Source organism: Leifsonia sp. NCR5, from assembly GCF_002105485.1.
GTDB lineage: Bacteria > Actinomycetota > Actinomycetes > Actinomycetales > Microbacteriaceae > Leifsonia.
In genome coordinates this window covers 232,051-257,630 of sequence record NZ_NCSR01000003.1, presented here as the reverse complement: position 1 = coordinate 257,630, position 25,580 = coordinate 232,051, and the positions used below count along the sequence as shown (strand labels likewise).

The window sequence follows — 25,580 nt, the reverse complement described above, 5'->3', positions numbered from 1 at the left end:
TCACCACTCCGCCCATCCCTCCACCATACGGCCGTTGCCGTCCGTTGCCTTTCGGCTGCCACTCACACCCACACCAGTTCTCCGCTTACGCGGAAATCTGCGCGCTCACGACCGCGAACTCCGTTCAAGCGGAGAATTCGGTGGCGAGTCGGCCGAAAACTCCGGTCGAACGCGCGCCGCACGCAACGCAGGAGTAGCCGGCCGACACGCCGCGCTGATCCCCGTCCGGACGGAGTTCGCGATCGTGAGCGCGCAGATTTCCGCGTAAGCGGAGAACTGGTGTGGGTGTGAGTGGCAGCCGAAAGGCAACGGACGGCAACGGCCGTATGGTGGAGGGATGGGCGGAGTGGTGATCGGGTTCGCGATCATCGCGTTCGTGATCGCCGTCGGCTACGTGGCAGGGCGGCTGGGCATCGGCGGGCCGCAGGCGTCGTTCGTCCTCAACAGGATCGCGTTCTTCGTCACCAACCCCGCGCTGCTGTTCGTCACCCTGGCCAGGGCAGACCTGCACGTCGTGTTCTCCGCGCAGCTGCTCATCTCCGGGGTCGCCGCGATCTCCGCCGCCGGATTGTTCGTGCTGCTCTCGCGCCTCTTCTTCCGGCGAGGGGCGGCAGAGACCACCATCGGCGCGCTCGGAGCCGGGTACGTCAACGCCAACAACATCGGCCTGCCCGTGGCCGTCTACGTGCTAGGCAGTGCGACATACGTCGCTCCGGTGCTGCTGCTGCAGCTGATCGTGTTCGCGCCGATCGCCCTCACCGTGCTCGACATCACCTCGCGCTCGTCGGTGTCCGTGCGCTCCATCCTCACGCAGCCGGTCCGCAACCCGATGATCATCGCCTCGGTGCTCGGCATCCTGATCAACCTCAGCGGCCTCCGGTTGCCGGATGCGGTGTTCCAGCCGTTCGTGCTGCTCGGCGGGGCCGCAGTGCCCCTGGTGCTGATGGCGTTCGGGATGTCGCTGCACGGCTCACGCCCGCTGCGCGCCGACCACGGCAGGATCGAGATCATCACCGCCTCCGTCATCAAGGCGGCGGTCATGCCGCTGATCGCGTTCCTGGTCGCCTGGCTCGGGTTCGGGATGCACGGGCACGCGCTGTTCGCTGCCGTCGCGCTCGCCGCACTGCCCGCCGCCCAGAACGTCTACAACTTCGCCGCCCGCTACGAGCGCGGGATGACCGTGGCGCGGGATGTGGTGCTGCTCACGACGCTGTTCGCGGTGCCCGCCCTCCTGCTGATCGCGGCGCTGCTGGCGTAGCTGCGCCGCTGCGCGCTCCGCGCCGCGTCAGCCGCGGTCGAGCGAGTGCAGGTACCCTGCGTTGCCGCGGATCGCCGCCTCGTAGCGCAGCAGGTCCTCCGTCCGGATGTGGTCGACGGCCAGCTCCATCAGCTCGGCCACCGCCGCGTCGCTGCGCCCGGCCGCGTGCAGAGAGAGCGCGTGCCACATCCGCACCGACTCCGACTTCGGATACAGGGCGAGCGCCTGCTCGAGGGCGGCGAGCGACTCGTCGAACCTGCCCAGGTTCCGCAGCGTGCTGCCGTACTGCAGCAGGCAGCGGCGGAGCGTGTCCCCGGTGAGTCCGGCATCCATCGCCTGCTCGTAGTAGCCGAGCGCCGTCTCCTCCTCGCCGGCGGTGTCGTACGAGCCGCCGACGTCGTACAGCACGTACGCGTTGCCTGGATTCTCGGCGAGCACCTCCAGGAAGGCGTCGATAGTCGGCTGCATGTTCTGCCTGTCCCGCTTGTCGAAGATGTCGCGCAGCTGCTGTTCGAGGCGCGGGGTGACGTGGGCGACCATGCTCTTCCTGTTCCTGTCGGGGTGAGGCCACCATACGTCGAAATCCGGCCGTCCCGTTCGACGCAGTACCGTAACGTCACCCTTCAGGAGGCACGGAATGCGCTACTTGTTTCTGATCACCACCGCGCTCGACGGCGAACCGTACCGCGAGAGCGAGGACACCATCGCCGACTGGATCGCCGAGGTGGATGCGCGCGGCAGGGAGGCGGACGGTGACCGCCTGCGCCCCATCGAGGAGGCGAAGACCGTCCGCGTGCGCGGCGGGAGGCTCCACGTGACGGACGGCCCGTTCGCCGAGACCAAGGAGTGGGTGGCGGGCTACGACGTCATCGACTGCGACTCGATGGACGACGCCGTCGACCTGGCATCGCGGCACCCGATGGCGCGGTTCGGTCGTGTCGAGGTGCGGGAGCTCTGGCCGCTGGGCTGAGCGCTCGGTGGGCTGAGCGCTCGGCCGGCTGAGTATTCTCGTTGCGTGGAGCAGACGAGCGGGGACGACGCAGCGGTGACGCTCATCCGGTCGACGCTCGCCGATGCGGTGCGACGACTGGATGCGGCGGGCGCGCGCGACGAGGCGCTGGCCGAGTTCGTGCCGAGGCACCGGAAGCTGCTCGTCACCCGGGAGCCCGTGCTGCGGCCGGTGGGCAGGGTGTGGCGGCTGGGCGTGCTGCTGCTCGACCGGCAGGGCGTGCTGCGCGCGACAGGGGCGATCATCCGCGCGACCGCGCCCGGCCGTCCCGCCTACCAGTCGCAGTCCGCCGAGACCAGGCGCGCGTACCGCGCAGCGGCGCAACGCGGGCACTTCCCGGACGGAGAGACCGTCAACTACGACGCGGCGATCATCGACCTGGATGCGGCGAGCCTGCGCGCATCCACCGGCCCCGTGTTCGTACGCGACGGACGCGCCCTGGTTCGCTGGAACGCGACGACACCGGATGCCGATGCCGTCGCGTTCGACGGGTACGTCGCCGAGCGGGTCGGCCTGCTGACGGACCCGCCGCAGGGCGCCTGAGTGCCCGCGCGCCTGAGCGCCGCGCGCCTGAGCGCCCGCGCGCCTGAGCGCCGGGCGCCTACGCGCCGCTGGGGCTCGTGCTGCCCGTGCTGGAGCTGCTGCTCTTGCCGGTGATGTCGTCGAGCTTGCCGCTGGCCTTGTCGACCAGGTCGCTCGCGCGGTCACCGAGTTCGGACGCCGCCTTGCCTGCGAGGTCGCGGACGTCGCCTTTCACCTGCTGAACAGGGTCGGAGTGCGTGAACCCGCTGACCTGACGCTTGATGGTGTCGTAGGTCTTGCGCCCTGACCGGGACCCGAGCACGAAGCCAACGGCCGCGCCTGCCAGGAAAATGATTACCTTCATCGTCGTCCTCTCCGTGGTGGTTGTTCCACGCACCGTACGCGCCCCGCCGTCGATGGGAAGGGGGCACGGTGCCAGAATGGCTGCGTGACGGAGCCGTCGAGCGTCCGGCCCTCCGAGGGTGGCTCGCGCACCGCAGAGGTGCGTGCGTTCGAGCACGCCGTGTCGGCGTGGGCGGCCGGCGTCGCGCCTCCTCCCGTCGCGCCCCCTCCCGTTGGCGGCGGCATCGACACCGCCATCCTGGTCGAGGGCGCGAGTGACCGCGCGGCGGTCGAGGCGCTCGCCGAACTGCACGGCAGGGACCTGCCGGGCGAGGGCTGGGCCGTGCTTCCGATGGGCGGTGCGATGAGCATCCGGAGGTTTGTGGCCATGCTCGGACCGACCGGGATGGGCGTGGCGCTCCGCGGCCTGTGCGACGCCGGCGAGGTGCGGTTCTTCCACTGGGCGGGGATGCGCGCCTCCGACATCCACGTCTGCCACCCCGATCTGGAGGGCGAGCTGATCGGCGCCCTCGGCGTCCGCGGCGTCGAGGAGGTGCTGGCCGCCGAGGGTGATCTGCGGCTGTTCCGGATGTTCCAGCAGCAGCCGGCGCAGCGCCTCCGGCCGGTGGAACAGCAGCTGCACCGGTTCCTCGGTACGACGTCCGGGCGCAAGGAGCACTACGGGCGCGCCCTCGTCCTGGCGCTCCCGGCGGAGCGGGTGCCGCGGCCGCTGCAGGCGCTGCTCGCGCGCGAGTGATCCGGACGCACACGTCACGCACGCTCTGCATCGAGGTCAGCTGCCATCATGCTGGGTTACGAGAGCTCCGCCGGTCGGGGCGCATGGAAGACGAGGTGGCAGGTGATCGGTCAGGTGATCGTTCCCGGTATCGGGGGCTCCGACGCAACGCACTGGCAGACGCGGTGGCAGCAGCAGTGGGGTGCCGATGCGGTCCGCATCGAGCCGGTGTCGTGGTCGCAGCCGGAGCTCGGTGACTGGGTCGCAGCGATCGAGCGAGCCGTGCGCGCCATCGAGCCGCGGGTCGACGGCATCGTGCTGGTCGCGCACAGCCTCGGCTGCTGGGCTGTGTCCGAGTGGCTGCGCCATGCACGCGTCGAGATTCCGGTCGGGGCGTTCTTCGTTGCGCCGCCGGATCCGGCGGGCGAGGCGTTCCCTGCTCGGGATGCTCCGACCTTCGTCGCTCTGCGAGAGCACCGGCTGCCGTGTGCGAGCATGGTCGTCGCGAGTGCGGACGACCCGTACTGCGACCGCCGGAAGGCCGAGGAGCTGGCGGACGGCTGGGGGAGTGGCCTCCTCGTGGCGGGCAGCATCGGGCACATCAACTCCGCCAGCGGGCTCGGAGACTGGGCGACCGGCAAGGACGCCCTCGACCGCCTTGAATCCCGGCTCGCCGAGTCGGCGAGCACGTGATCCGGAGAGGTCACGCGGTCAGCGCGTGCGCCTCCCTCGTCGCCTCGACCGTGCTTTCCTGCCGGATCGAGAACGCGTTGTCGTCGCGCACGAGCAGCAGCTCGACGCCGTGCTGGTGGCGCAACACGACGAGTGCCGAGCTGTCCGTTTCGAGCACGCGCTCGACCTGGCGCAGGAAGATGCGCGCCATCTCGTCGCTCACGCGGAAGTCGCGGCCGAGAGCGTGCACGATGTAGCAGGGCGCGGCTGCCGGGCGCGCCTCGAGGTGGGTCTCCGCGCGGAAGCGGTCGCACGCGCGTTGGTCTGCGTGGGAAATCGTCATGGGTCCTCCGTCGACGTCGGATCACGAACGGTAGGCCGTTCCCTGCGGGGGTATAGGGGTTGCGCGCGGACCGTACTCATGCATCCGGTGGCGGGAGCATGCATCCGGTGGCGGGAGCAGAATAGGCCCATGAAGACTTTCACCCTTCCGAACACCACCGTCGAAACCTCGAACATCATCCTCGGCCTGATGCGGATCACCCCGCTCGACGACGAGCAGATCCGCAGCCTGGTGCGGTCGGCCAGGGATGCGGGGATCACCATGTTCGATCACGCCGACATCTACGGCGATGTGCGGCACGGCTGCGAGACGCGATTCGGGGACGCGGGGGCCATTCCGGCGTCGGAGCGCGACCAGGTGCAGATCCAGTCGAAGGTGGGCATCAGGGACGGCTACTTCGACTTCTCCCGCGAGCACATCCTGACCACCGTCGACGAGTCCCTCTCCGCCCTCAAGACCGACTACCTCGACCTGCTGCTCCTGCACCGCCCGGACACGCTGGTCGAGCCGGACGAGGTCGCCGCCGCCTTCGACGAGCTGTTCGAGTCCGGCAAGGTCCGCAACTTCGGCGTCTCCAACCAGACCCCCGGCCAGATCGAACTGCTCAAGCGTTCTGTGCGCCAGCCGATCGTGGTCAACCAGGTGCAGCTCAGCATCACCCACTCCCCGCTGATCGCCCAGGGCATCGCCGCCAACATGGTCGCCCTCGACCAGTCCATCGACCGCGACAACGGCATCCTCGACTACAGCCGCCTCAACGACATCACCCTGCAGGCCTGGTCCCCGTTCCAGAAGGGCTTCTTCGACGGCGTCTTCCTCGGCGACAGCGAGAACTACGCCGAACTGAACGAGGTGATCGACGGGCTCGCGGCGAAGTACGACGTGCAGCCCGCCGCCATCGCCGTCGCCTGGATCACCAGGCACCCCGCGAACATGCAGGTCGTGCTCGGCACCACGAACGTGCACCACCTGCTCGACTCCGCAGCGGGAAGCGACGTGCCGCTCACCCGCGAGGAGTGGTACCGCCTGTTCACGACGGCGGGACACATCCTGCCGTAGCGGACGGGCTGCCGTAGCGGGTGCCCATCCACTCGCCACGCGCGCATGAGCGGGTCAGCGTGTCGCCGAGCATCCACTCGCAACGCATGCATTCGCGGGCTACCGTCGGAGGGTGCAGGTCGATTCGCTTCCGGTGCCGCTGCGCGATCTCGCGTCGCGGCTGTGGTTGTGGCGCGTCGCCTCCGCACGGTCGCGCACCATCCGGCCGATGGACGCGCCGCAGGCGTACGCCTCTGGACGCGACAGCATCCGGATGCTCGTCGTCGGCTCCGGCCCGGCCGCCGGCTGGGGCGTGGGCAGTCACGACCTCGCTCTGCCCGGCGCCCTCGCCCGCGCGATGGCGGCGACCACCGGGCGGGGCGTCGTCGTCGACGTGCTCGCCGGCGCGGACATCGGCGTGCGCACGCTGCGGTCGACGCTCGCAGACGCCGACCTGTCCCGGTATGCGGCGATCGTCGTCAGCGTGACCATGACGGACGCGCTGCACCGGGCGGACCCCGTGCGCTGGGAGGGCAGGATGCGGTCGGCGCTCGACCACATCCGGTCGCGGTCGCAGGGTGTCGTGGTGTGGCTCGGGAGTCAGCCGATCCGTTCGGTGCGGCCGTACGACAACGAGTACGGCGACATCGTGCAGCGGTCGGCGACCGAGCTGAACAGGCGGGCGGCCGCGGTGTGCGCCGACACCGACTTGGCCGTTTTCGTCCCGCTGGCCGCGCCGCCGCACAACGACAGCGCCCGCCACCGCACCCCGGCCGACTACCTATTCTGGGCGCGGCAGATCGCCGACGTGATCGCCCCGGACGTCGCCGACGTGATCAGCACCGTCCCGCCGGCGCCCGCGGAAGACAGGGTGGACGCCATCGCGCGGCTGCGGCTCCACGAACGGGGCCCGGATGCGCGCCTCGACGGGATCGTCGGCACCGCCCGCCGCACCCTGCAGTCGGACATCGCGCTGTTCTCGGTGCTCGACGACGAGAAGCAGTGGCATCTGGCGTCGAGCGGCACGCAACTGACCGAGTTCCCGCTGGAGGAGTCGGTGTGCGTGTACACGATCGCGACCGACGACGGCATGGTCATCCCGAACGCGGAAGAGGACCCGCGGTTCGCGGAGAACGACATGGTGACCGGGCCCGCGCACCTGCGCTTCTACGCCGGATATCCGGTGGAGGCGCCGGACGGGACGCGCATCGGCGCGATCTGCGTCTTCGGCCGGACGGCGAGGGACCCTGCGGAGTCGGAGACGGATCTCGACGTGCTCCGCGAGCTTGCACTGCTCGCCCAGCGCGAGCTGTGGCGCTGGGAGCCGGGCGAGCAGTAGGCGGCGGGAAGGACGGCTGAGCCGTCCCGCCCCCGCCCGAAGTGCGAAACCCTAGAGGGCGCGGATGTTCTCCGCCTGCGGGCCCTTGGGGCCGTTCGCGGTGTCGAACTCGACCTTCTGGTTCTCTTCGAGGTTGCGGTGTCCGGCGTTGCCGCCGACGATCGCGCTGTGGTGCGCGAAGACATCCTTCGTGCCGTCATCGGGCGCGATGAACCCGAATCCCTTTTCGGAGTTGAACCATTTGACGGTGCCGGTGGCCATATCGTCATTCCCTTTTATTCGTGTTGCGGGCCACGCGATGCGACCCGTCGACCGCGCCAGTGACGCGGACGGTGGATGCGCGAACCGTGTCGACGGTGCGCGCGAGCTGAGCTGCCCTGGATGCGGTCGGCGGCGGCGATGCCGGGCGAGCGCTGGTGGGCTGAAGTGTGCGGTGAATGTCCGTTCGGCAGCGGATCGCTGCGAAGAAACGGCCAGAAGAACGCCGGACGCTGCCTGAGAGCTTAGCGCCCCTTGGTGAGAGCCTGCCGTACGCGGCCGAGCGAGCCGCCGAGAGCGGCATGAGGGGAAAAGGATTCTAGCATTTAACGTAATGAATTTAGCGTATCGAGTTACTGTAGACGGCACGGATTGAAGTGCGGTGTTACCGGACCGGCTGTCGTGCTGTGTACTGCTGCGGTGATAGGCGGGTGGGCGCAGGCGAACATCGCGCGGAACACCGGCCAGTGCTTCGGAACCCGCTGGGCGAGCTACCCGATTCCGAACAACTTCCACAACGTGTACGTTCGCTGCTACGCCTAGAGGACGGTGAATTCGATGGCCATCGACGAATCGAAGCGGTCGGGGGACCCGTTCCGCAACGCGGTCAGGACGGGTGCGTTCGCGTGGATCTACTGGCTCCTGACCGCCGCGGCGATGATCGCGGCTCTTGCCGCCGTGTTCGGCGACACGCACCAGCGGATCGTCACAGGCGCGATCGCCTTCCCGGTGATCGTCGCCCTCGCGATTGCGCGATTCATCGTGGCCGCGAGGATTCGGCGGCAGCGGTAGGGCCGGCTAGCGCCCCGTGGTGAGAGCCTGCCGTACGCGGTCGAGCGAGCCGCCGAGAAACGGACTGGATGAGCAGTTGCTGTGTTGCCGCCGCGTCATTCATCGAGGCGCGCCACCGAGGCACCGGGGATGAGGTGTGCTTCGAGGTACTCGATCCTCGGTTCGGGGCGCTCGTCCGGCGACTCGATGTGGTCGGCGATCAGGCGGGCGGCGTGCTTGGCGATCTTGCGGGTCGGTTGCACGATGACCGTCAGTTTCGGCACGAGGGCCTGTGCGAGCTCCCGGCTGTCGAATCCGACCACCGAGATGTCCCGGCCGATGCGTAACCCCGAGTCGTTCACAGCGGTCACGGCGCCCAGGGTGAGCTCGTAGTTCGCAGTGAAAAGCCCGGTGGGGCGCGGCCGCAGGGCGAGCAACTCCTGAGCGGCGCGATAGCCCGCTTCGACTGTGAGCGGTACGAGACGTTCCAGTGAGGGGTCAACCTGCACCCCGTCGGAAGCCAGCGCGCGCTCGAACCCTTCGGTGCGCAGGCGCATGGAGGAGATGATCGGCTCGCCGCCGACGAATCCGATCCGGCGGTGACCGTGATCGAGGAGATGCCGGGCCCCGAGTGCTCCAGCCGCTGCATTGTCGATGAAGACTCCGTCGGCGTGCACGTCGTCGATGAACCAGTCGACCATCACGACCGGAACGCGCGCAGCCGCGGCGCGCAGGGCGGGCACGTCGTGAGGCGGGGTGACCGCGACGATTCCGTCCACCATGCGGTCCATCAGCAGGTTGACGGGATCTTCGCTCGGATCCGGGCTGGCTGCCACGATGACGCTGATCCCACGTGGGCGGAGAGCTTCCTCCACCCCGGCGATGATCGTCAGGTGGAAGTCGTTGTCTAGCGCCGGCAGCAGCACCCCGACCGTGCGCGACCGCCGCGAACGCAGCGTGCGAGCGAACTGGTTCGGCCGGAAGTCGAGTTCGCGGGCCGCCGTCTCGATCGCTTCGCGATTGGCTTCCAGAACGTTTCGCCCGTTGTAGTACTTGGAGATCGTGGCGAGCGAGAGCCCTGTGGCCCGCTGGATGTCCTTGTATGTCGTCACAGCCCCGTCTTTCCTGGTGTCTCCGTCCAACACCCCTCACGGTCGCCGATGTCTGAGTGCCGCGTCCGCTCAGCATAATCCAGCGACAGCGCGGCGCGAATCGTTTCGACCACGACAGTCCCGACGCTGGCGCGGCTGCGTCTCAAACGAAGCGGACGGGCGGAACTCCCTCGCCCAGACGACCGGCTTGTCGCAGCCACTCCACTGACTCCGCCACGGCCTCGAGCGACGAGTGCGCAGGTTCGTAGCCCAGCAGTCTGCGCCCCTTCTCGATGCTCATCGAATGGCTGCGGGCGATGTGCTGGAGGGCGGAGTCGCGGTGCTCCTCGGGGAGGGAGGCGCTGAACTCCTCGAACGGCACGAAGCGCAGCCTGGCTTCCACCCCGAACCACCGGGCGGCCTCTTCCGCGAACCCGCGCAGTGTGAGCGCGCGCTCGGAGACGGCGTGGAACGCCTCGCCGTTCGCCTTGTCCGGGTGTTCGAGGCAGAGCCGGATCAACTGGGCCACGTCGTCGGCGTGCACGTGATGCACGGTCTCGAGCCCGAAGCCCGGCAGCAAGAGCTCCCGCTGGTCCGCCAGGCTCCGCCAGACACCGAGGTCGGTGGTGCCCTGCGGGGTGACGATCGGCCAGCCGGGGCCGGAGATGTGACCCGGGTGCACGATCGCCACCGGGAGACCGTCCTCGCGTCGGGACTCGGCCAGCAGCAGACGTTCGATTGCCTCCTTCTGGATGCCGTACTCACCCCAGGGCCGCTTGGCGGCGTTCTCGGGAGCGGGAACCTCGGTGAGGATGCCGTGCGTCCAGATCGTGCCGACGTGCACCAGCTGTCGCACCCGTCCGCGAAGGGCGTCGGCGAGCTGCTGGGCGGACCGGGGAGTGAAGCAGATCAGGTCCACCACGGCGTCTGCTTCGAGTTCGGCGACGCGGGGGCCGAAAGCGCCCGCGGCATCTTCGTCCTCGCGGTCGGCGATCACCCGCTCGACGCTCTGCCAGGCCGGGTCCTCACGGTACGGGGCCGAGCTGCCGCGCGTGATCGCGACCACGGCGTGCCCGTCCGCCACGAGGCGCGGCACGAGATAGCCACCGATATGCCCTGTTGCTCCGATGACGACGATGCGCATATGTGCTCTCTTCCGGTGGGCGCCACGGTGGCGCGGAGATCGCTTCGACTAGTGGAACGCGGCGGCGCCGTTGACCGCGACCACTGTTCCCGAGGCGAAGCCGCCGGCCTCCGAAGCAAGGTACATCACCGCGGCGGCGACGTCGGCGGGTGTGCCGGCTCGTCCGAGCGGGGTGGCGGCGATGGATGCGCGCTGGTCTGCTTCCGGGGTGAAGCGCTCGTGGAACGGGGTATCGAGGATGAGACCAGGGGCGACCGCGGAGACGGCTATCCCGCGTGGCCCCAGCTCTTTCGCCAGAGCTCGGGTGAGGCCCTCGACTCCGGCCTTGGCCGCGGCGTACGCGCCCGCTCCCTGGCCGCCGCCGTTGTGCGCCGCCAGCGAGGAGATGTTGACGACGCGGCCGCCGTCGGTCATCGCAGGGAGGGCCGCGCGCACGACGTAGAAGACGCTCGAGAGGTTGAGTTCGATGACGTGTTGCCAATGCGCGTCGTCTGCTGTGTCCATCGGACGGCGCGCGACGAGGCCGCCGGCATTGTTGACCAGTACGTCGATGCTCCCTCCGAGGGCCTCGCAGATCCGCGCGACGGTCGTCGTCACCTGGGCGCTGTCCGTAACGTCCATCCGCTCGGCGATCACCCGGTCGGCCACGTGCTCGGGCACCGGCGAGGCATTCGTCGTGATCGCCACGCGGTCGCCCGCGCGCAGGAAGGCCTCGGCGATGCCGAGCCCGATGCCGGTCGCGCCGCCGGTGATCAGGACGGTTCGTGGGGTGGAGGGTGCGGTCATGGAGATCTCCGTCTCGGTCGGAACTGGGGACGTACTCGAGGTCAGCGCCCGGTGGGTCTCATGACGATCTCGCTGACGGTCGCCCGGGCGGGCATCCGGATGACGGCGAGACACATGTCGGCGACGTCCTCCGGGTGTAGTGCTCCCGCCAGCTCTTCGGGCGTGGGCGGCGCTGCGCGGTGGCGGACGAAGCCGGTGTCGATGAGACCCGGCGAGATCGTCGTGACCCGCACGCCGTCGCCGCCGGTCTCGAGAGCCGTGGCGCGCGCGAGAGCGGCAAGACCAGCCTTGCTGGCCTGGTACGCCGCTCCGGAGAGGTCGGGAACCAGAGCGGCGACGGAGGAGATGTGGATGAGCAGTCCGCCACCGTCGGAAAGGAAACCGGCAACCGCCGCCCGGGTGAGGAAGAAGGCTGCGGTGAGGTTGCCGTCGAGCACCGAGCGCCAGCCGGCTTCGTCCAGTTCGTCGAGGCGACGGCCTTTGAGATTGACGCCGACCGCATTCACGACGACGTCGATTCCGCCCGCGTCGCGCCGCAGTGCCGCGACGGCGTCGTCGACCTGCACCGCCGAGGTCACATCGGCGACCGCGACGTGTGCAGTTCCTCCGGCCTCGGCCACCTCTGCACGCACGGCATCGAGCTTGTTGCGATCGCGTCCGAGCAGCAGCACGGTCGCGCCCTCTGACGCCGCCGCCAGGGCGACGGCGCGGCCGACCCCGCCGGCGGCTCCTGCGATGAGCACTCTGGCTCCGGATGCTGTCACGCGATTCTCCGTTCCGTCGAGGCCCGCACCACGAGGGTCGGCGGGAACACGAGCGAGGGGCTGGGCTCACCGGCGTCGGCACCGCCCGCCGTGAGTCGGAGGACCGCCTCCGCCATCTCGCGCAGCGGCTGCTGGACGGTGGTCAGAGCGGGCGAGATGAGGCTTCCGACCGGGATGTCGTCGAACCCGGCGACGGCGAATTCGGCGATCTCGCGGCCCGCATCCCGGATCGCGGCCGATGCGCTGAGGGCAAACATGTCGTTGACGGCGACCAGGGCGGTGGGCTGGTCGTCGAGTGCCAGCAGCGCGTTCACCGCCTTGCTGGCAAGTGGGCCGCTGTCCGCATCGCCGAAGTCGGACGAGCGCGGGACGAGTGCGTCGTCGAACGGTATGCCGTTCTCGGCGAGCGCTCGGCAGTAGCCGGCGAAGCGACGCTGTCTGCTGATGGTGCGCATCGCGCCGGACACGAATGCGATGCGCCTGTGGCCTCGCTCGATGAGGTGCTGCGTGGCCATCCACGCGCCCGCTTCGTTGTCGATGCTGACGTTCAGCAGCTCCGGCGGGTCCGTTGCCTGATGCTCACGGTCGAACGCGATGATCTGCACGCCGGCGTCCATGGCGGGCCGCAGGTGCTCGAGCGACGGGAGGGAGGTGGAGAGCACGATGTGCTCGATGCCGTCGGCCCAGAGTTGCTCGACGTACGCGCGTTCGCGCTCAGGATCGCGTTCGCTGTTGCAGAGGTAGATCTGCCGCCCTTGCGCGTGGAACGCCGCCTCGAGGTGGGCAGCCCACGATCCCCAGAACGGGTTGGCCACCGAGGGGACGATCAGGCCGAGCGTGGGGTTCGGCGCGCCACGCAATTGCCTGGCCACCCGGCTCGGCCGGTAGGAGAGCGACTCCATGGCTTCGAGCACGCGGCGGCGTGTCTCGGGCTGCATGAGATGGTCGCGCGCGTTGAGCAGGTTCGAAACGGTCGAGGGCGAGACTCCGGCGGCCTGAGCCACATCCCTGATGGTCGCGATCGCTCTCACCCCTTCTCTGATTGACGAGCTTCGGATTCACTGTATCGTTGCACGAACTACTGTATCGTTGCACAAAATTTTCCGGGCGTCCTCTCCGCGACGTCCCTGACGAGGAGTCCGACATGCCACACATTGATCCCACGACGACCTGGAGCGTCTTCACCAAACCGTGGCGAGAGCCACGCATCGGCGATCTCGGCGAGCTGGTGGCGACCATGGGCTTCGACGCCGTCGAGCTACCCGTGCGGCCCGGCTATCAGGTGACGCCGGATGACGTGTCGACGGCCCTCCCGACGGCGGTGCGGGAACTCGCGCGAGCCGGGGTCGCCGTCGCCAGCATCGCCTCGGGTACGGACGAGGCGACGTTCGCCGCGTGTGCGGAGGCGGGCGTGCCGCTCATCCGAATCATGGTGCCCATCGGGTCCGGTGGCTACGCCGCAACGGGCGCGGACATACGCCGGACACTTGCCGGCCTCTCCGAAAGGGCCGAACGCCATGGCGTTCGGGTCGCGATCCAGCCGCACTACGACGACTACATCGCCGACTCTTCGGAGCTCTTCGCGCTGCTCCAAGACGTCGATCCCCGATTCGTCGCGGCGATCTGGGACGCGGCGCACGACGCCCTCGCTCGCAAGCGGCCGGAGCATGGTCTGGAACTGCTGTGGCCATGGCTCGGGATGGTCAACCTCAAGAGCGCATACTACGAGCCGGTGTCCTCGCAGGGGGATCCTGTCTGGGAACCGGTCTTCACCGACGCCCGCAGCGGTATGGCGGAATGGGGTCGCGCGATCAGCTACCTCGTGGAGCATGCGTTCGCCGGCGCGATCTGCCTCACCGCGGAATACACGGACGAGAGCGACCTCGTCGCGAAAGTGACACGGGACCTCGAATACGCGCGAAGCCTGCGAACCGCTGCTCAGGGCGTCGCGGGGGCACTCCGATGAGCGCAGCGGAGAGGGGGCCTGTGCGCGTCGCCGTCATCGGCGCCGGACAGATGGCGAACCTCGTCCACTACCCATCGTTGACGTCGCTTCCGGATGTGGAGATCGCGGGCATCTGCGATCTCTCGCCGGAACGGCTCCGGGAGACCGGCGAACGATGGGGTATCACTGCTCTATTCGCCGATTGGTCGGCGATGCTCGACGAGACGCGTCCGGACGCCGTCTACGTGATCGGGCCGCCCGAGATCATGTTCGGCATCTGGTGCGAGTGCCTCGTGCGCGGCCTCGATCTCTTCGTCGAGAAACCGCTCGGCCTGACTGTTCATCAGGCGCGCACGCTCGCACGCCTCGCCGACGAGAACGGCTGCGTCACGCAGGTGGGCTTCCAGCGGCGTGCGTCCCCCCTGCTGGCGCGCATGGTCGGCCGGGTGCGCGAGCGCGGCGAGGTGGTCCATGCGGTGTGCCGTTTCTACAAGAACGATCCGACCCCGATGGTGTCGGCGCGCGACCGGATGATGGACGACGGCGTCCACGTGATCGACACCCTCCGGCACCTCTGCGGCGGCGAGGTCATCGCCGTCTCGGATGTGACGCGCCGCGTGATCGTCGACGACATCAACTTCATTGCGGCGACGCTCGAGTTCGACACGGGCGCGGTCGGGGTCATGATCACGAACTGGACGAGCGGTCGGAGGACGTTCGGCGTGGAAATCCACGGGCAGGGGATCGTGGCGGAAGGCGATCTCGAGGTCGGCGGTACCGTCTGGGACGCCGACGGGCGCGAGGAGTTGGATGCCGCCGACTCGGCGGGTTCCTCGGACCTCCACGTGCGCGGAGGCTTTCGGGCCAAGAGCGCCGAGTTCATCGAGGCGGTGCGCACGCGTCGTCTGCCGTCGTCGCATTTCGGCGATGCGCTGAAAACGATGACCGTCGCAGAGACCATCCTCGCGCACGATCTGCTGAAGGACACGGAGCGCACGAAACGTTTAGTGATGGACGGAAACTCTTGACTTCGCATTACCGAAACTTCTAGCATTCACCTAAGTCGTAACGTTTCGCCCTAGTACTCAAGGAGGAGTTCAAGATGTCACGGTTGAAAAACACGAGGAGACGGGGACGCGTCGGCGTCTTCGTCGCGGTCGCGGGCGTGCTCGCCCTCGGTCTCTCTGCATGCTCGGGGGGCGGAGGCGCGACCTCGGGCCTCGACGGCGGCACGCTCAAGATGTACACGTGGATCGGCGGCAAGGCCGACAAGCAGCAGTGGAGCGATTACATCGCCGGAGGAAAGCACGCCGATCCGAAGATGGCGGTGAGCTTCTCCGGTCCGCCGATCGGCGACTACTACACGAAGCTCCCCACCGTGATGAAGAGCAGCAGCGCACCGTGCCTGGTGACGTTCCAGAACGGCCGGGTGAACCAGTACGTGCAGGGGCTGGAGCCTCTGGACGACCTCGCGAAGAAGAACAAGCTCGACCTGTCGGCGTACAGTTCGGCGATGCTGGAGCAGCTCAGCGTCGACGGCAAGCTCTACTCCATCCCGTTCAACGCCGGGCCCACGGTCGTCCTCTACAACAAGAAGATGTTCAAGGAAGCCGGCGTGGCCGACCCCAGCAACAGCTGGACGACCGACGACTTCATCGCGGCAGCGAAGGCGACCACGAGGAACGGTGTGTACGGCTTCGCCATCCCTCAGGGGTCGAACCCCATCAGCACCCTCATGGCTGCCGACGGACACCCGTGGGCAGACGAGAACGGCCCGAAGTTCACCGACCCGAACTTCCGCGACGCGCTGCAGCTGCTCGTCGACCTGTCGAACAAGTACAAGGTCGCGAAGCCGCTCGAGGCAGCCGCGGGCGGCACTTTCCCCGACATCGACGCATTCAACACCGGTCAGTCGGCCATGGAGATGCAGGGGCTGTGGGATCTGCAGCACGCGCAGCAGAGCCTCGGCAAGGACAACGTCGGCATCGCCGTCATTCCGAGCAAGAGCGGCACCTCGAAGGGTTTCATCGGCGGATCGGGCTTCGGCATCACGAAGACCTGTGGCGACAAGCAGAAGGCATTCAAGGCCATCGAGGCGATGACGAGCAAGAGCGGACTCGAGTTCGTCACGAAGTCGCAGGCATCCGTGCCCGCGCGTATCGACGCCCTGGACGCATGGTCCACCAACGTCGGGTCGCCGGAGTTCACCACGGTGATCAAGCAGATGACCGGCGACGCGACGCCCTCGCCTGTTCCGTCGAACCAGGCTCAGATCGACACGCTTCTGACGCAGTACGAGGTGAACGCCTTCTCCGGTAAGAGCACGGTGACCGAGGTGCTGCAGCAGGTCAAGGCCGGCCTCGGACAATGACATTCGTGCGTCTGGACCGTGCGGAGAAAGAGGTCTCCAACGGGTCCGTCGCCCAACCGGAACCCCCGAGGGGCCGGCTTCGTCGCCGGCTCCTCGGGGGCCCCCGCTGGGTGGGGTGGGCCTTCGTGCTCCCCGGACTCATCGGGCTGGCGGTGTTCATCGTCATCCCGCAGGTCGCTTCGCTGATCTTGGGATTCTCCGACTCGACCCTGCTGGGAGGCACCCAGTTCACCGGGGCCGAGAACTACCTCCGGCTGCTGCGCGACCCGCAGTTCCTCAACAGCGTCATGGTGACAGCGATCTTCGTGCTCATCTATGTCCCGGCGAACATCGCGATCTCGATGGCGATGGCGCTCTGGCTGAAGACGCGCATTGCCGGCCGCAATTGGCTCCGCGTGATCTTCCTGATCCCGGCGCTGTCGCCGATGGTGGCGAACGCCGCGGTCTTCCGTCTGCTGTTTCAGAAGGATGGAGCCGTCAACCAGGCGTTGACGGGCATCGGGCTTGCTCCGATCCCCTGGCTCAGCGACGGGAATTGGGCTCTGACCGTCGTGATCGGCGTCTCGCTCTGGCAGTCGTTCGGGTACAACATGATCGTGCTCGGTGCCGGCATCGACTCGATCAGCCCCGATGTCGTCGCGGCGTCGCGGATCGACGGGGCCGGCCGGTTCCGACGCTTCTTCTCGATCACGCTGCCGCTGGTCAGCCCGGCCCTGTTCTTCACCACGGTGCTGACCGTGATCGGCGCTTGGCAGACCTTCGCTCAGGCCTATGTGATCACGGGCGGCGGCCCCGGCAACAGCACGATGACGATCATGCTGTACCTCTATCAGACCGCCTTCACGAACAACCAGCTCGGTTACGCGTCGGCTATCGCCACCGTGCTGTTCGTGATCATCGCGATCTTCACGCTGTTCCAACTCTGGGGACAGAGGAAGTGGGTCCACTATGACTGAGCACCAGTTACCGGCCTCGAGCTCTCGCTGGCGACGCCGGGGACGGACCATCGGGTTCGCCGCCAACACGACTGTGGCGTGGCTGTTCGCGATCGTGTTCTCGTTCCCGCTGATCTGGACATTCTTCACCGCGCTGAAGCCGGCGAACGAGGTGTTCGCGGCGCAGATCACCTTCATCGGATCGAAGGTCCTCTGGTCCAATTTCGTGGATGCGTGGACCGAGGTCGACTTCGGACGCCTGCTCCTGAACAGCCTGGTCGTGGCCGCCATCTCAACGGTGCTGACGCTGATCGTGGCCACCCTCACCGCGTTCGCGTTCGCGCGGCTGAAGTTCCCGGGTCGAAGCGCCGTCTTCCTGCTGTTCGTCATCACGCTGACCCTGCCGAGCGAGGTCGCCGTCGTTCCCCTGTTCCTCGGTTTCGACCAGGCGGGGCTAGCGGACACGTGGGTGGCTCTGATCCTGCCCGGACTGTTCGGCGCCTTCGGAGCGTTTCTGCTCCGGCAGTTCATGCTCCAGATTCCGGCAGAGCTGGAGGAGGCCGCTCGGCTCGACGGGGCAACGACCTGGCGCATCCTCATCAGCGTCATCGTCCCGCTGGTCCGGCCGGCCCTGTCGGTGCTTTCGATCTTCGCGTTCCTGGGCAGCTGGAACAGCTTCCTGTGGCCGCTGATCATCCTCAACAGCTCCGACAAGTGGACGATCCCCATCGGGATCGCCGGGTTCACCACCCAGACCGGAACGCAATGGCAGCTGCTGATGGCGGCGTGCGTGATGACGATCGCTCCTGTGGTGGTCGTGGTCGCGTTCGCCCAGAGACAACTGGTGGCCGCGATCGGCGCGGGCGCCTTCGGCGGCCGTTGAGCCCCGACGGACGGAGAAATGTGAACCTCGAACCACTCGACCCCACGACGCTGCCGGCGCCGGTAGACGTGTCGGACAATCGTCCGGCGCTCTCGATGGTGGATGCCGTCATCGAAGCCGGGCCGTACGACGCTACGTGGGAGTCACTGTCCCGCTATCGCGCTCCGCAGTGGTACCGCGACGCCAAGTTCGGCATCTTCCTGCACTGGGGAGCCTTCTCGGTGCCGGCCTTCGGCAACGAGTGGTACCCGCGCACCATGTACCAGCGGGGCACGCCCGCGTTCGAGCACCACGTGGCGACATACGGACCGCACGACCGCTTCGGGTATAAAGACTTCCTTCCTCACTTCCGCATGGAGCACTACGACCCGAAGGAGTGGGTCGCGCTGTTCAAGCGGGCGGGCGCGCAGTTCGTGGTCCCGGTCGCGGAGCACCACGACGGCTACACGATGTACGACACCGCACGCTCGCGTTGGAAGGTGACCGAGGTGGGCCCGGAGCGCGACGTGATGGGAGATCTCTTCGCGGCCGTCGACCAGGCCTGGCTGATCACCGGTGCGTCGACCCACCGGGCGGAGCACTGGTTCTTCATGAATGGCGGAGCGCAGTTCGACTCCGACGTCCGCGATCCCGCGTACGCCGACCTGTACGGCCCTGCGCTGCGCAAGGAGATGAACCCCACCGAGCGGTTCCTTGAGGACTGGCTGCTGCGCACGGTCGAGATCATCGACTCCTACCGGCCACAGATCCTCTACTTCGACACCGGAATCGAGGAGCCGTCGTTCGAGCCGTACATCCGCAGACTCGCCGCGTATTACTACAACCGTGCGGCGGAGTGGGGGCGCGAAGTCGTCATCAACTACAAGTGGGAGTCCTTTCGGCCCGGTTCAGCGGTGCTGGACATCGAGCGCGGCACGATGGGCGGCATCCGGCCGGACGTCTGGCAGAACGACACGTCGGTGTCGCGGACGTCGTGGAGCTGGGTGGAGGGGCACGACTACAAGGACGCCTCCGAGCTCATCCAGGAGCTCGTCGATGTGGTCGCGAAGAACGGAAACCTCCTCCTCAACATCGGCCCCCGGCACGACGGGACCATCCCCCAGGAGGAGGCGGCGCTTCTGGAGGCTGTCGGCGACTGGCTGGCCGTGCACGGTGAAGCGATCTACGGCTCCAGTCCGTGGGTCGTGTTCGGTGAGGGGCCGACGGCTCCCGCTGCCGGATCGTTCACCGACGCAGCGGCGGCCGTGTACAGCGCGGAGGACATCCGGTTCACGAGGATGACCGAGGTCGGCCACGATTACGTCTACGGGATCGGGCTCGTCCGTCCGGAGGACGGCCGCATGCGGATCCGCAGCTTCGGTTCGGACAGCCGATTCGTCGACCGTCCGATCGTCGATGTGCGGATTCTGGGCTCGCGGGAGCAGCCGGAGTGGATCCGCACGGGCGAGCATTTGGAGGTCGTGCTTCCCGATTCCGAGATGGCAGGCCCCGGTGGCGCCGTCGTGCGAATCGAGTTGGCGCCGGAGGCCGCCGAGACGCGCATCGACTTCTTCCACGGACTGAACATCTAGCGGCATGCGAGCCTTCGTGATGGACGGACCCGGCCGCGGCTCGGTCGTCGAGGTGCCCGATCCGCGGATCGGCGACTACGACGCCGAGGTCGAGATGCTCTGGTGCGGAGTGTGTTCGAGCACTGACAGGATGCTGCGTGCCGGCACCTTCCGTGGAGGTGTCTCCTATCCGAGCATCCTGGGCCACGAATCGGTGGGCCGCGTGACGGCGATCGGCTCCGGGGTACGCCATCTCGCGATCGGCGACATCGTCACGCGGCCGGCCGCCTACGGGACGGAGTCAGCGCCTATCGCGACGTACTGGGGCGGATTCGCGGAGCGCGGCGTCGTCCAGGATGTCCGTGCGGAGGCAGCGGATCGGGGGGTCACTGCGGGCGCGGCGCCCTGGGTGCGGCTCCCGCCCGAGACCGACCCGGTTTCGGCGGCACTCGCGATCAGCCTCAGCGAGACGTTCAGCGTCGCCTGTCGGGAAGATGTGCTGGGGGCGAGGGTCGTCGTCACCGGCACCGGCGTCGCAGGTCTTTCGCTCATGCGGTACGCCGCATTGCTCGGCGCGGCCCAGGTCATCGGCGTCGGGCGCCGGCCCGAGCGGCTCGAGCAAGCGAAACGTGCCGGGGCGACGGAGACTCTGCTCGCCGCCGACGCCGCTGATGAGCTCCGTCGGCGCCATGACGCCGACATCGTGTTCGAAGCCTCCGGCCAGGCGTCGATGGTCGATCTCGAATACGGCTGGCTCCGCCCGGGTGGTCGGCTCGTCATCTACAGCGCACCGGAGGGCACCGCAGAGCTGGACCTCATGGCGGCGCCGCGCGACGTGACCCTCCGCGTCGCATCCACCCATGAGACCGCTGTGCTGCCGAACATCGTGCAGCTCGTGCAGTCGGGCTACCTCGCCGTCGACACTTACGTCACGCACCGCGTCGACCTCCCGGACATCTCTGACGCCTTCGACGCGATCGCGCGCGGTGAGGTCGTCAAGGCGTTAGTGCGGCTCCAGTGAAGCGCCGTCCGCCGAGACACCCCCAGAACCGAAGGAAACGGAGAACACACATATGACCAGGATCGACAGCGTCCCGACCCGGCGTCTCGCGAGCGGGGCCGTGATGCCCGCGATCGGAGTGGGGACCTTCGGGTCCGACCACTACCAGCCGGGGGAGGTGGCCGCCGCGGTCGGAGAAGCGATCCGGGCCGGCTACCGCCTCATCGACTGTGCCTCGGTGTACGGCAACGAGGCGCAGGTCGGTACCGTCCTTCAGGGGGCGATCGCCGGCGGTGTGCCCCGCGAGGAGTTCTTCGTCATGTCGAAGGTGTGGAACGATGCGCATGAGCCCGACGCGGCGATCGCCTCGGTCCGTCGGTCACTACGCGACCTCCGACTCGACGTGCTCGACGCGGTGTTCGTGCACTGGCCGTTCCCGAACCACCACGCGCCGTTCGCCGACGCGGCCGACCGCGACCCGGACGCGCGCCCCTACATCCACGAGGAGTACATGGCGCTCTGGCACGCCCTGGAGGGGCTCGTCGACGAGGGAGTCGTGCGACACCTCGGGACCTCGAACGTCACCATCCCGAAGCTCACAGCGATCCTCGCCGACGCGCGGATCGCACCGGCCTTGAACGAGATGGAGCTGCACCCCTGCTTTCAGCAGCCCGAGCTCTTCCGGTTCTGCCTCGATCAGGGGATCCAGCCCGTGGGCTACTCACCCCTGGGCTCGCCGTCGCGTCCAGAACGTGACCGCGTCGTCTCGGACGTCTCGGACATGGAGCATCCCGTCGTGCTCTCGATCGCCAGAGCCCACGGCGTGCATCCGGCGTCGATCTGCCTGAAATGGGCGGTGCAACGCGGCCAGATCCCGATCCCGTTCTCAGTGAAGGAGTCGCAGCTGGCTTCCAACCTGCGGGCGGTGGTCGAGGATCCCCTGACTCCCGCCGAACTCGAGGAGCTGCGATCGGCGGAACAGAACAGCCGCCTCATCAAGGGCCAGGTGTTCCTGTGGCGCGGGGCTCGCAGCTGGCTCGACCTGTGGGATGTCGACGGCACGATCCCCGGCTGGGACGGCTACGCGGCAGACCGCGCGACAGCGGGGGTGTCCGCATGATCACCGGCCCGCTCGTCCACCCTCCGCTCTTGGAGGCGCTCGCCTCGTCCGGTCACGGCTCCGGGGTGCTGATCGCCGACGGGAACTATCCGTACCTGACCGCCACCGGACCCGGCGTGCGCCTGATCCACCTCAACCTGCGCCCCGGGATGCTCGACGTCACTGCGGTGCTCGACGCCGTGCTCACCGTCGTCAACATCGAATCGGCAACAGTCATGCAGACCCCGGCCGGGGTCTCAGCCCCGGCGCAGGACGACTATGCACGCAGGCTCGGCAGTGATGTGCATATCGACAAAGTCGACCGGTTCGCGTTCTACGAGCGGGTGCGATCGCCGGATGTCGGCGTCGTCATCGCCACGGGGGACGAACGCCTGTACGGCAATCTGCTGCTCACGATCGGCCTGCGCTGACGCGCTGACGCCTGCCCTCTGAACACATGACCGGATCCGAGGAGAGAATGAACGCGACGCCCGACTGGAACGACCCCGCCGTCTACGAATGGGGGAGTGAACCCGCTCACGTCACTCTCGTGACGTACGGCACGCGTGCGCAAGCGGTGCGGGCCGACAGGTCGGCATCGCCTTTCCGAATCAGTCTCGATGGGGACTGGAAGTTCCTGTGGTCACCGAACCCGGAATCGCGACTGCCCGATTTCGCCGACGAGAACGCCGACGATTCAGGCTGGGACCTCATCCCGGTTCCCTCGAGCTGGCAGCTGCACGGGTACGACTACCCGATCGGCGTCAACACGGTCCTGCCGTGGACCGGTGAGAACGGCAAGAACGAACAACCCGCTCCCACCGGCGACTACCCGCATGCCCCGACTCGCTACAACCCGGTCGGACAGTACCGGACGACATTCGAACTCCCCGACGGCTGGGCCGACCGGCGAACGTTCATCCAGTTCGAAGGCGTGGAATCCGCGTACTACGTCTGGATAAACGGCCAGCGCATCGGATACCGCGAAGACAGCTACACGCGTGGCGAATTCGACCTGACCCCGTACCTCCACGCCGGACGCAACGTGCTGGCCGTCGAGGTGTACCGATGGTCGACGGGGTCGTACCTGGAGAACCAGGACAACGTGCGACTCTCGGGCATCTTCCGCAGTGTGCTTCTGGTCTCACGCCCGCCGGTGCTCGTCCGGGACCTCACCGTCAGAACTCTGCTCACCGACGACTTCGCCGAGGCGGTCCTCGACCTGAGCGTCGAGGTGCGTGACACCGCCGGTGCGCACACAGAGGAGGACTTCCAGGTCAGGGCGGCGCTCTTCGACGGAACGGATGCGGGGGCCGAGGAGGTGTGGTCACGGTCCGCGCCGGTCGAACCGGCGGCCCCCGGCCGGAATGCGTGCGCGGCGCTTTCGGAGCACGTGATGTCGCCTCGGCTCTGGTCCGCCGAGCGTCCAGAGCTGTACACCCTGGTCGTCGAGCTCTGCGACGCGAACGGGTCGGTCGTGGATTGCGTGTCCACCCGTGTCGGCGTCCGCCGAGTCGAGATCGTCGACGGCGTGTACCGGATCAATGGGCGGCCGCTCTCGATTCGAGGCGTCAACCGGCACGAATGGAATCCGCGAACCGGTCGCACCCTCAGCGCTGCCGACATGATCGCTGACATCCGTCTGATGAAGCAGAACAACATCAACGCCGTGCGCACCTCCCACTATCCCAACGACCCGCGGTGGTACGAACTCGCAGACGAGTACGGACTGTACGTGTTCGACGAGGCGAACAACGAGACCCACATCAACCGCGTCGACGCTGACGGAAGGCCGAACATCCCGGGCGATCGCCCAGAACTCCGGGCGCCCTTGCTGTGGCGGATGCGGAATCTGGTCGACCGGGACAAGAACCACGCGTGCGTGATCGCTTGGTCGATCGGCAACGAGTCGGGAGTCGGATCGAACCTGAAGGACATGTACGACTGGGCCAAGGGGTACGACCCGACCCGCCCGGTGAGCTATCAGGATTCGACCGGGTCCGGCTCGCCGGTCGTCCCCTCGGACCTCTCCGATTTCGACGGCGACTTCTACCCGCCGGTGCCCGAGCTGATCGACCGGGCCGGCCGTGATCCGAGGCCGTACCTCCTCGTCGAGTATGCGTTCAGCCAGGGGAACACTTCTGGCTATTTGGATGAGACGTGGGCGGCCATCCGCGAACATCCCGGTCAGGTGCTGGGCGGCTTCCTGTGGGACTGGGCCGACAAGGGGCTGTGGTGGAAGATGCCGGGACGGCCGGGTGAGGAGTTCCTCGCGTACGGCGGCGACTGGGGCGACGATCCCAGCGAAGAGGGCGCACACATGAGCGGCCTGGCGCTTTCCGACCGAACACCGACACCCAAGCTGGAGGAGGCAAAGCTGGCCTACCAGCCGGTGAGCATCACGCTTTCAGACCTGGACACGTGGACCATAAGGCTCGCGAACGAGTACCTGTTCACAAGCTTGGACGGTCACAGACTGGACTGGTCGGTGACGGAGGACGGCACTGCGATCAGTAGCGGAACGATCCCTGGACACCAGCTCCCGCTAGCACCGTTGCACAGCGCGGACATCTCGCTGCCATGCTCGCTCCCGGAGCAGCTGCGTGACGGTTCCGAGTACCGGCTGGAGCTTTCGATCGTTCTGGATGCTCCCAGTCCCTGGGCGGATTCGGGTCACGTCGTTGCACGGGCACAATTCGACCTCCCCGTTGCCTCTCCCGCACTCCCGCTCATCCCGTCGGCGGAGTTGGCCTCGCCGCAGATCCACCAGACCGAGGAGACGATCGAGGTCGCCGGCGCCGGCTACGCGGTCAGGATCGACCGCTCCACTGGCCGCCTGACCTCTTTGCGATACGACGGCCGCGAAATGCTGGCAAGCGACCTGATGCCGAACTACTGGCGCGCCCCGAACGATCCGGAGTTGTCGATCCCTGAATTCCGGGAGACCCTGCCAGAACCGTCTCAACCGTGGCGCGGCGTCGGTGAAGACTGGACTATCAGCGAGATCGAATCGTCGTCTCTTCCGGGCGGCGTCCGGGTGACCGTGCGCGGAAGCGTCACCACCAAGGTGCCGTTCCGCCCCAGCAACCGCGTCACGACGTCGCCTCAATCGATCGTCTACACGATCTATGGCAACGGGCAGGTGGATGTGCTCTCGACGTTCGAGCCGGTGCCCGGCACCCCCAACCCCCAGGTCGTCGGCACGGCATTCGGGCTCCGCCCCGAGTTCGCATCCATCGAATGGTACGGCCGGGGACCATGGGAGTCGACCGCTGACCGGCAGAGCTCCGCCTTCTTCGGACGCTACTCCGGGTCGGTCGCGGATCAGGTTACCCGCTACAGCCGACCGCAGGACACCGCGAACAAGGCCGATACCCGCTGGGCCGCTCTGACCGACGACACCGGCAGCGGGGTGATGCTGGTGGCCGGAGGAAGCATGTACCTCAACGTGCAACCGAACAGTCCCGATGAACTGGCCGGGCATCGTCACTGGCACGAGGTGCCGGAATCGTGGCGAACCTACGTTCGCGTCGACGCCGCGCAGGAAGGTCTGCTCGGCGGCAACTGGGACCTGCTGACGCGACCGGAGAAGTACAGCAACACACCGGCCAAGGGCCCGTACAGCCTCCTCTACCGCGTGCTCCCGCTTCGCGAAGGTCAGGATCCGGCAGTTGTGGCCTCGCACCACGTGGAGACCGACCTCCCGCACTGACCGGCACCACTC

At 67.7% G+C, this 25,580-nt stretch carries 27 protein-coding genes; 18 read left to right on the top strand and 9 right to left on the bottom strand.

Features of this window, described 5'->3' with window-relative positions; all coding sequences use genetic code 11:
• Nucleotides 1–337: 337 nt before the first annotated feature.
• A complete protein-coding gene (locus B7438_RS04725) occupies nucleotides 338–1,258 on the top strand; it encodes an AEC family transporter (RefSeq protein ID WP_085368385.1) in 921 nt (306 codons plus the stop codon).
• A gap of 27 nt (nucleotides 1,259–1,285) precedes the next feature.
• On the opposite strand, the gene B7438_RS04720 is transcribed toward B7438_RS04725, so the two are convergent.
• Complete coding sequence (locus tag B7438_RS04720) at nucleotides 1,286–1,798, bottom strand: tetratricopeptide repeat protein (protein ID WP_085368384.1); 513 nt, start codon at nucleotides 1,796–1,798, stop codon at nucleotides 1,286–1,288.
• Nucleotides 1,799–1,895: 97 nt separating this feature from the next.
• Between B7438_RS04720 and B7438_RS04715 the strand changes: the two genes are divergently transcribed.
• Nucleotides 1,896–2,228 (top strand): YciI family protein, encoded by a 333-nt coding sequence (locus B7438_RS04715; protein ID WP_085368383.1) that lies wholly within the window; start codon nucleotides 1,896–1,898, stop codon nucleotides 2,226–2,228.
• Nucleotides 2,229–2,273: 45 nt separating this feature from the next.
• Nucleotides 2,274–2,810: a hypothetical protein gene (locus B7438_RS04710; RefSeq protein WP_085368382.1), complete on the top strand. Its 537-nt coding sequence runs from the start codon at nucleotides 2,274–2,276 to the stop codon at nucleotides 2,808–2,810.
• Nucleotides 2,811–2,868: 58 nt separating this feature from the next.
• On the opposite strand, the gene B7438_RS04705 is transcribed toward B7438_RS04710, so the two are convergent.
• On the bottom strand, nucleotides 2,869–3,153 hold the full coding sequence (locus B7438_RS04705) for a YtxH domain-containing protein (protein WP_085368381.1): 285 nt from the start codon (nucleotides 3,151–3,153) through the stop codon (nucleotides 2,869–2,871).
• Between the two features lie 84 nt (nucleotides 3,154–3,237).
• Between B7438_RS04705 and B7438_RS04700 the strand changes: the two genes are divergently transcribed.
• Entirely contained in the window at nucleotides 3,238–3,888 is a 651-nt protein-coding gene (locus tag B7438_RS04700; protein ID WP_256921868.1) for a TOPRIM nucleotidyl transferase/hydrolase domain-containing protein, read from the top strand.
• A 48-nt stretch (nucleotides 3,889–3,936) separates the two neighbouring features.
• Entirely contained in the window at nucleotides 3,937–4,560 is a 624-nt protein-coding gene (locus tag B7438_RS04695; protein ID WP_085368380.1) for an alpha/beta hydrolase, read from the top strand.
• Between the two features lie 10 nt (nucleotides 4,561–4,570).
• Here the strand turns inward: B7438_RS04695 and B7438_RS04690 are convergent, their stop codons facing one another.
• Nucleotides 4,571–4,882, bottom strand: coding sequence for a TetR family transcriptional regulator (locus B7438_RS04690; protein WP_085368379.1), 312 nt, complete (start codon nucleotides 4,880–4,882; stop codon nucleotides 4,571–4,573).
• Nucleotides 4,883–5,011: 129 nt separating this feature from the next.
• Between B7438_RS04690 and B7438_RS04685 the strand changes: the two genes are divergently transcribed.
• Nucleotides 5,012–5,941, top strand: a complete 930-nt coding sequence (locus tag B7438_RS04685) for an aldo/keto reductase family oxidoreductase (RefSeq protein ID WP_085368378.1) — start codon at nucleotides 5,012–5,014, stop codon at nucleotides 5,939–5,941.
• 112 nt (nucleotides 5,942–6,053) lie between these two features.
• Nucleotides 6,054–7,259: a GDSL-type esterase/lipase family protein gene (locus B7438_RS04680; RefSeq protein ID WP_256921867.1), complete on the top strand. Its 1,206-nt coding sequence runs from the start codon at nucleotides 6,054–6,056 to the stop codon at nucleotides 7,257–7,259.
• A 51-nt stretch (nucleotides 7,260–7,310) separates the two neighbouring features.
• On the opposite strand, the gene B7438_RS04675 is transcribed toward B7438_RS04680, so the two are convergent.
• A complete protein-coding gene (locus tag B7438_RS04675; protein WP_085368377.1) occupies nucleotides 7,311–7,520 on the bottom strand; it encodes a cold-shock protein in 210 nt (69 codons plus the stop codon).
• A gap of 555 nt (nucleotides 7,521–8,075) precedes the next feature.
• Here B7438_RS04675 and B7438_RS04670 point away from each other — a divergent pair.
• Nucleotides 8,076–8,309 carry a hypothetical protein gene (locus B7438_RS04670; protein WP_085368376.1) on the top strand — a complete coding sequence of 78 codons (234 nt, stop codon included), beginning with the start codon at nucleotides 8,076–8,078 and terminating at the stop codon, nucleotides 8,307–8,309.
• Nucleotides 8,310–8,404: 95 nt separating this feature from the next.
• Here B7438_RS04670 and B7438_RS04665 read toward each other — a convergent pair whose 3' ends face one another.
• The 5 genes from B7438_RS04665 to B7438_RS04645 all read right to left on the bottom strand — a co-directional run bounded on the left by B7438_RS04665 (nucleotide 8,405) and on the right by B7438_RS04645 (nucleotide 13,077).
• The gene (locus tag B7438_RS04665) at nucleotides 8,405–9,400 is read right to left on the bottom strand and encodes a LacI family DNA-binding transcriptional regulator (protein ID WP_085368375.1); all 996 of its coding nucleotides are present in this window, start codon (nucleotides 9,398–9,400) and stop codon (nucleotides 8,405–8,407) included.
• A gap of 142 nt (nucleotides 9,401–9,542) precedes the next feature.
• On the bottom strand, nucleotides 9,543–10,523 hold the full coding sequence (locus B7438_RS04660; RefSeq protein ID WP_085368374.1) for an NAD(P)-dependent oxidoreductase: 981 nt from the start codon (nucleotides 10,521–10,523) through the stop codon (nucleotides 9,543–9,545).
• Nucleotides 10,524–10,571: 48 nt separating this feature from the next.
• On the bottom strand, nucleotides 10,572–11,309 hold the full coding sequence (locus B7438_RS04655) for an SDR family NAD(P)-dependent oxidoreductase (RefSeq protein WP_085368373.1): 738 nt from the start codon (nucleotides 11,307–11,309) through the stop codon (nucleotides 10,572–10,574).
• 41 nt (nucleotides 11,310–11,350) lie between these two features.
• Nucleotides 11,351–12,073 (bottom strand): SDR family oxidoreductase, encoded by a 723-nt coding sequence (locus B7438_RS04650; RefSeq protein ID WP_085368372.1) that lies wholly within the window; start codon nucleotides 12,071–12,073, stop codon nucleotides 11,351–11,353.
• Nucleotides 12,070–13,077: a LacI family DNA-binding transcriptional regulator gene (locus B7438_RS04645; RefSeq protein ID WP_247597464.1), complete on the bottom strand. Its 1,008-nt coding sequence runs from the start codon at nucleotides 13,075–13,077 to the stop codon at nucleotides 12,070–12,072. Before B7438_RS04645 ends, B7438_RS04650 begins: the two co-directional genes overlap by 4 nt.
• Before the next feature lie 65 nt (nucleotides 13,078–13,142).
• Between B7438_RS04645 and B7438_RS04640 the strand changes: the two genes are divergently transcribed.
• The 10 genes from B7438_RS04640 to B7438_RS04595 all read left to right on the top strand — a co-directional run bounded on the left by B7438_RS04640 (nucleotide 13,143) and on the right by B7438_RS04595 (nucleotide 25,568).
• On the top strand, nucleotides 13,143–14,039 hold the full coding sequence (locus B7438_RS04640) for a sugar phosphate isomerase/epimerase (protein ID WP_256921866.1): 897 nt from the start codon (nucleotides 13,143–13,145) through the stop codon (nucleotides 14,037–14,039).
• Between the two features lie 20 nt (nucleotides 14,040–14,059).
• Nucleotides 14,060–15,046, top strand: coding sequence for a Gfo/Idh/MocA family protein (locus tag B7438_RS04635; protein ID WP_256921865.1), 987 nt, complete (start codon nucleotides 14,060–14,062; stop codon nucleotides 15,044–15,046).
• Between the two features lie 74 nt (nucleotides 15,047–15,120).
• On the top strand, nucleotides 15,121–16,389 hold the full coding sequence (locus tag B7438_RS04630; RefSeq protein ID WP_085368368.1) for an ABC transporter substrate-binding protein: 1,269 nt from the start codon (nucleotides 15,121–15,123) through the stop codon (nucleotides 16,387–16,389).
• 125 nt (nucleotides 16,390–16,514) lie between these two features.
• On the top strand, nucleotides 16,515–17,345 hold the full coding sequence (locus tag B7438_RS04625; RefSeq protein ID WP_247597199.1) for a carbohydrate ABC transporter permease: 831 nt from the start codon (nucleotides 16,515–16,517) through the stop codon (nucleotides 17,343–17,345).
• The gene (locus B7438_RS04620; protein ID WP_085368366.1) at nucleotides 17,338–18,207 is read left to right on the top strand and encodes a carbohydrate ABC transporter permease; all 870 of its coding nucleotides are present in this window, start codon (nucleotides 17,338–17,340) and stop codon (nucleotides 18,205–18,207) included. Before B7438_RS04625 ends, B7438_RS04620 begins: the two co-directional genes overlap by 8 nt.
• A 20-nt stretch (nucleotides 18,208–18,227) precedes the next feature.
• Nucleotides 18,228–19,778: an alpha-L-fucosidase gene (locus B7438_RS04615; RefSeq protein WP_085368365.1), complete on the top strand. Its 1,551-nt coding sequence runs from the start codon at nucleotides 18,228–18,230 to the stop codon at nucleotides 19,776–19,778.
• A gap of 19 nt (nucleotides 19,779–19,797) precedes the next feature.
• Nucleotides 19,798–20,778: a zinc-binding dehydrogenase gene (locus B7438_RS04610; protein ID WP_256921869.1), complete on the top strand. Its 981-nt coding sequence runs from the start codon at nucleotides 19,798–19,800 to the stop codon at nucleotides 20,776–20,778.
• A 52-nt stretch (nucleotides 20,779–20,830) separates the two neighbouring features.
• Nucleotides 20,831–21,877 (top strand): aldo/keto reductase, encoded by a 1,047-nt coding sequence (locus B7438_RS04605; protein WP_085368363.1) that lies wholly within the window; start codon nucleotides 20,831–20,833, stop codon nucleotides 21,875–21,877.
• Complete coding sequence (locus tag B7438_RS04600) at nucleotides 21,874–22,287, top strand: RbsD/FucU family protein (RefSeq protein ID WP_085368362.1); 414 nt, start codon at nucleotides 21,874–21,876, stop codon at nucleotides 22,285–22,287. Before B7438_RS04605 ends, B7438_RS04600 begins: the two co-directional genes overlap by 4 nt.
• Before the next feature lie 47 nt (nucleotides 22,288–22,334).
• Nucleotides 22,335–25,568 (top strand): glycoside hydrolase family 2 TIM barrel-domain containing protein, encoded by a 3,234-nt coding sequence (locus B7438_RS04595; protein ID WP_179150722.1) that lies wholly within the window; start codon nucleotides 22,335–22,337, stop codon nucleotides 25,566–25,568.
• Nucleotides 25,569–25,580: the final 12 nt, after the last annotated feature.

What these genes read in the sequence shown, in the direction of transcription:
- B7438_RS04660 (WP_085368374.1), bottom strand. Translation starts at nt 10,523, where the DNA reads ATGCGCATCGTCGTCATCGGAGCAACAGGGCATATCGGTGGCTATCTC.
- B7438_RS04725 (WP_085368385.1), top strand. Translation starts at nt 338, where the DNA reads ATGGGCGGAGTGGTGATCGGGTTCGCGATCATCGCGTTCGTGATCGCC.
- B7438_RS04715 (WP_085368383.1), top strand. Translation starts at nt 1,896, where the DNA reads ATGCGCTACTTGTTTCTGATCACCACCGCGCTCGACGGCGAACCGTAC.
- B7438_RS04685 (WP_085368378.1), top strand. Translation starts at nt 5,012, where the DNA reads ATGAAGACTTTCACCCTTCCGAACACCACCGTCGAAACCTCGAACATC.
- B7438_RS04600 (WP_085368362.1), top strand. Translation starts at nt 21,874, where the DNA reads ATGATCACCGGCCCGCTCGTCCACCCTCCGCTCTTGGAGGCGCTCGCC.
- B7438_RS04695 (WP_085368380.1), top strand. Translation starts at nt 3,937, where the DNA reads ATGCTGGGTTACGAGAGCTCCGCCGGTCGGGGCGCATGGAAGACGAGG.
- B7438_RS04690 (WP_085368379.1), bottom strand. Translation starts at nt 4,882, where the DNA reads ATGACGATTTCCCACGCAGACCAACGCGCGTGCGACCGCTTCCGCGCG.
- B7438_RS04605 (WP_085368363.1), top strand. Translation starts at nt 20,831, where the DNA reads ATGACCAGGATCGACAGCGTCCCGACCCGGCGTCTCGCGAGCGGGGCC.
- B7438_RS04670 (WP_085368376.1), top strand. Translation starts at nt 8,076, where the DNA reads ATGGCCATCGACGAATCGAAGCGGTCGGGGGACCCGTTCCGCAACGCG.
- B7438_RS04620 (WP_085368366.1), top strand. Translation starts at nt 17,338, where the DNA reads ATGACTGAGCACCAGTTACCGGCCTCGAGCTCTCGCTGGCGACGCCGG.
- B7438_RS04630 (WP_085368368.1), top strand. Translation starts at nt 15,121, where the DNA reads ATGTCACGGTTGAAAAACACGAGGAGACGGGGACGCGTCGGCGTCTTC.
- B7438_RS04610 (WP_256921869.1), top strand. Translation starts at nt 19,798, where the DNA reads ATGGACGGACCCGGCCGCGGCTCGGTCGTCGAGGTGCCCGATCCGCGG.
- B7438_RS04720 (WP_085368384.1), bottom strand. Translation starts at nt 1,798, where the DNA reads ATGGTCGCCCACGTCACCCCGCGCCTCGAACAGCAGCTGCGCGACATC.
- B7438_RS04675 (WP_085368377.1), bottom strand. Translation starts at nt 7,520, where the DNA reads ATGGCCACCGGCACCGTCAAATGGTTCAACTCCGAAAAGGGATTCGGG.
- B7438_RS04595 (WP_179150722.1), top strand. Translation starts at nt 22,335, where the DNA reads ATGAACGCGACGCCCGACTGGAACGACCCCGCCGTCTACGAATGGGGG.
- B7438_RS04655 (WP_085368373.1), bottom strand. Translation starts at nt 11,309, where the DNA reads ATGACCGCACCCTCCACCCCACGAACCGTCCTGATCACCGGCGGCGCG.
- B7438_RS04705 (WP_085368381.1), bottom strand. Translation starts at nt 3,153, where the DNA reads ATGAAGGTAATCATTTTCCTGGCAGGCGCGGCCGTTGGCTTCGTGCTC.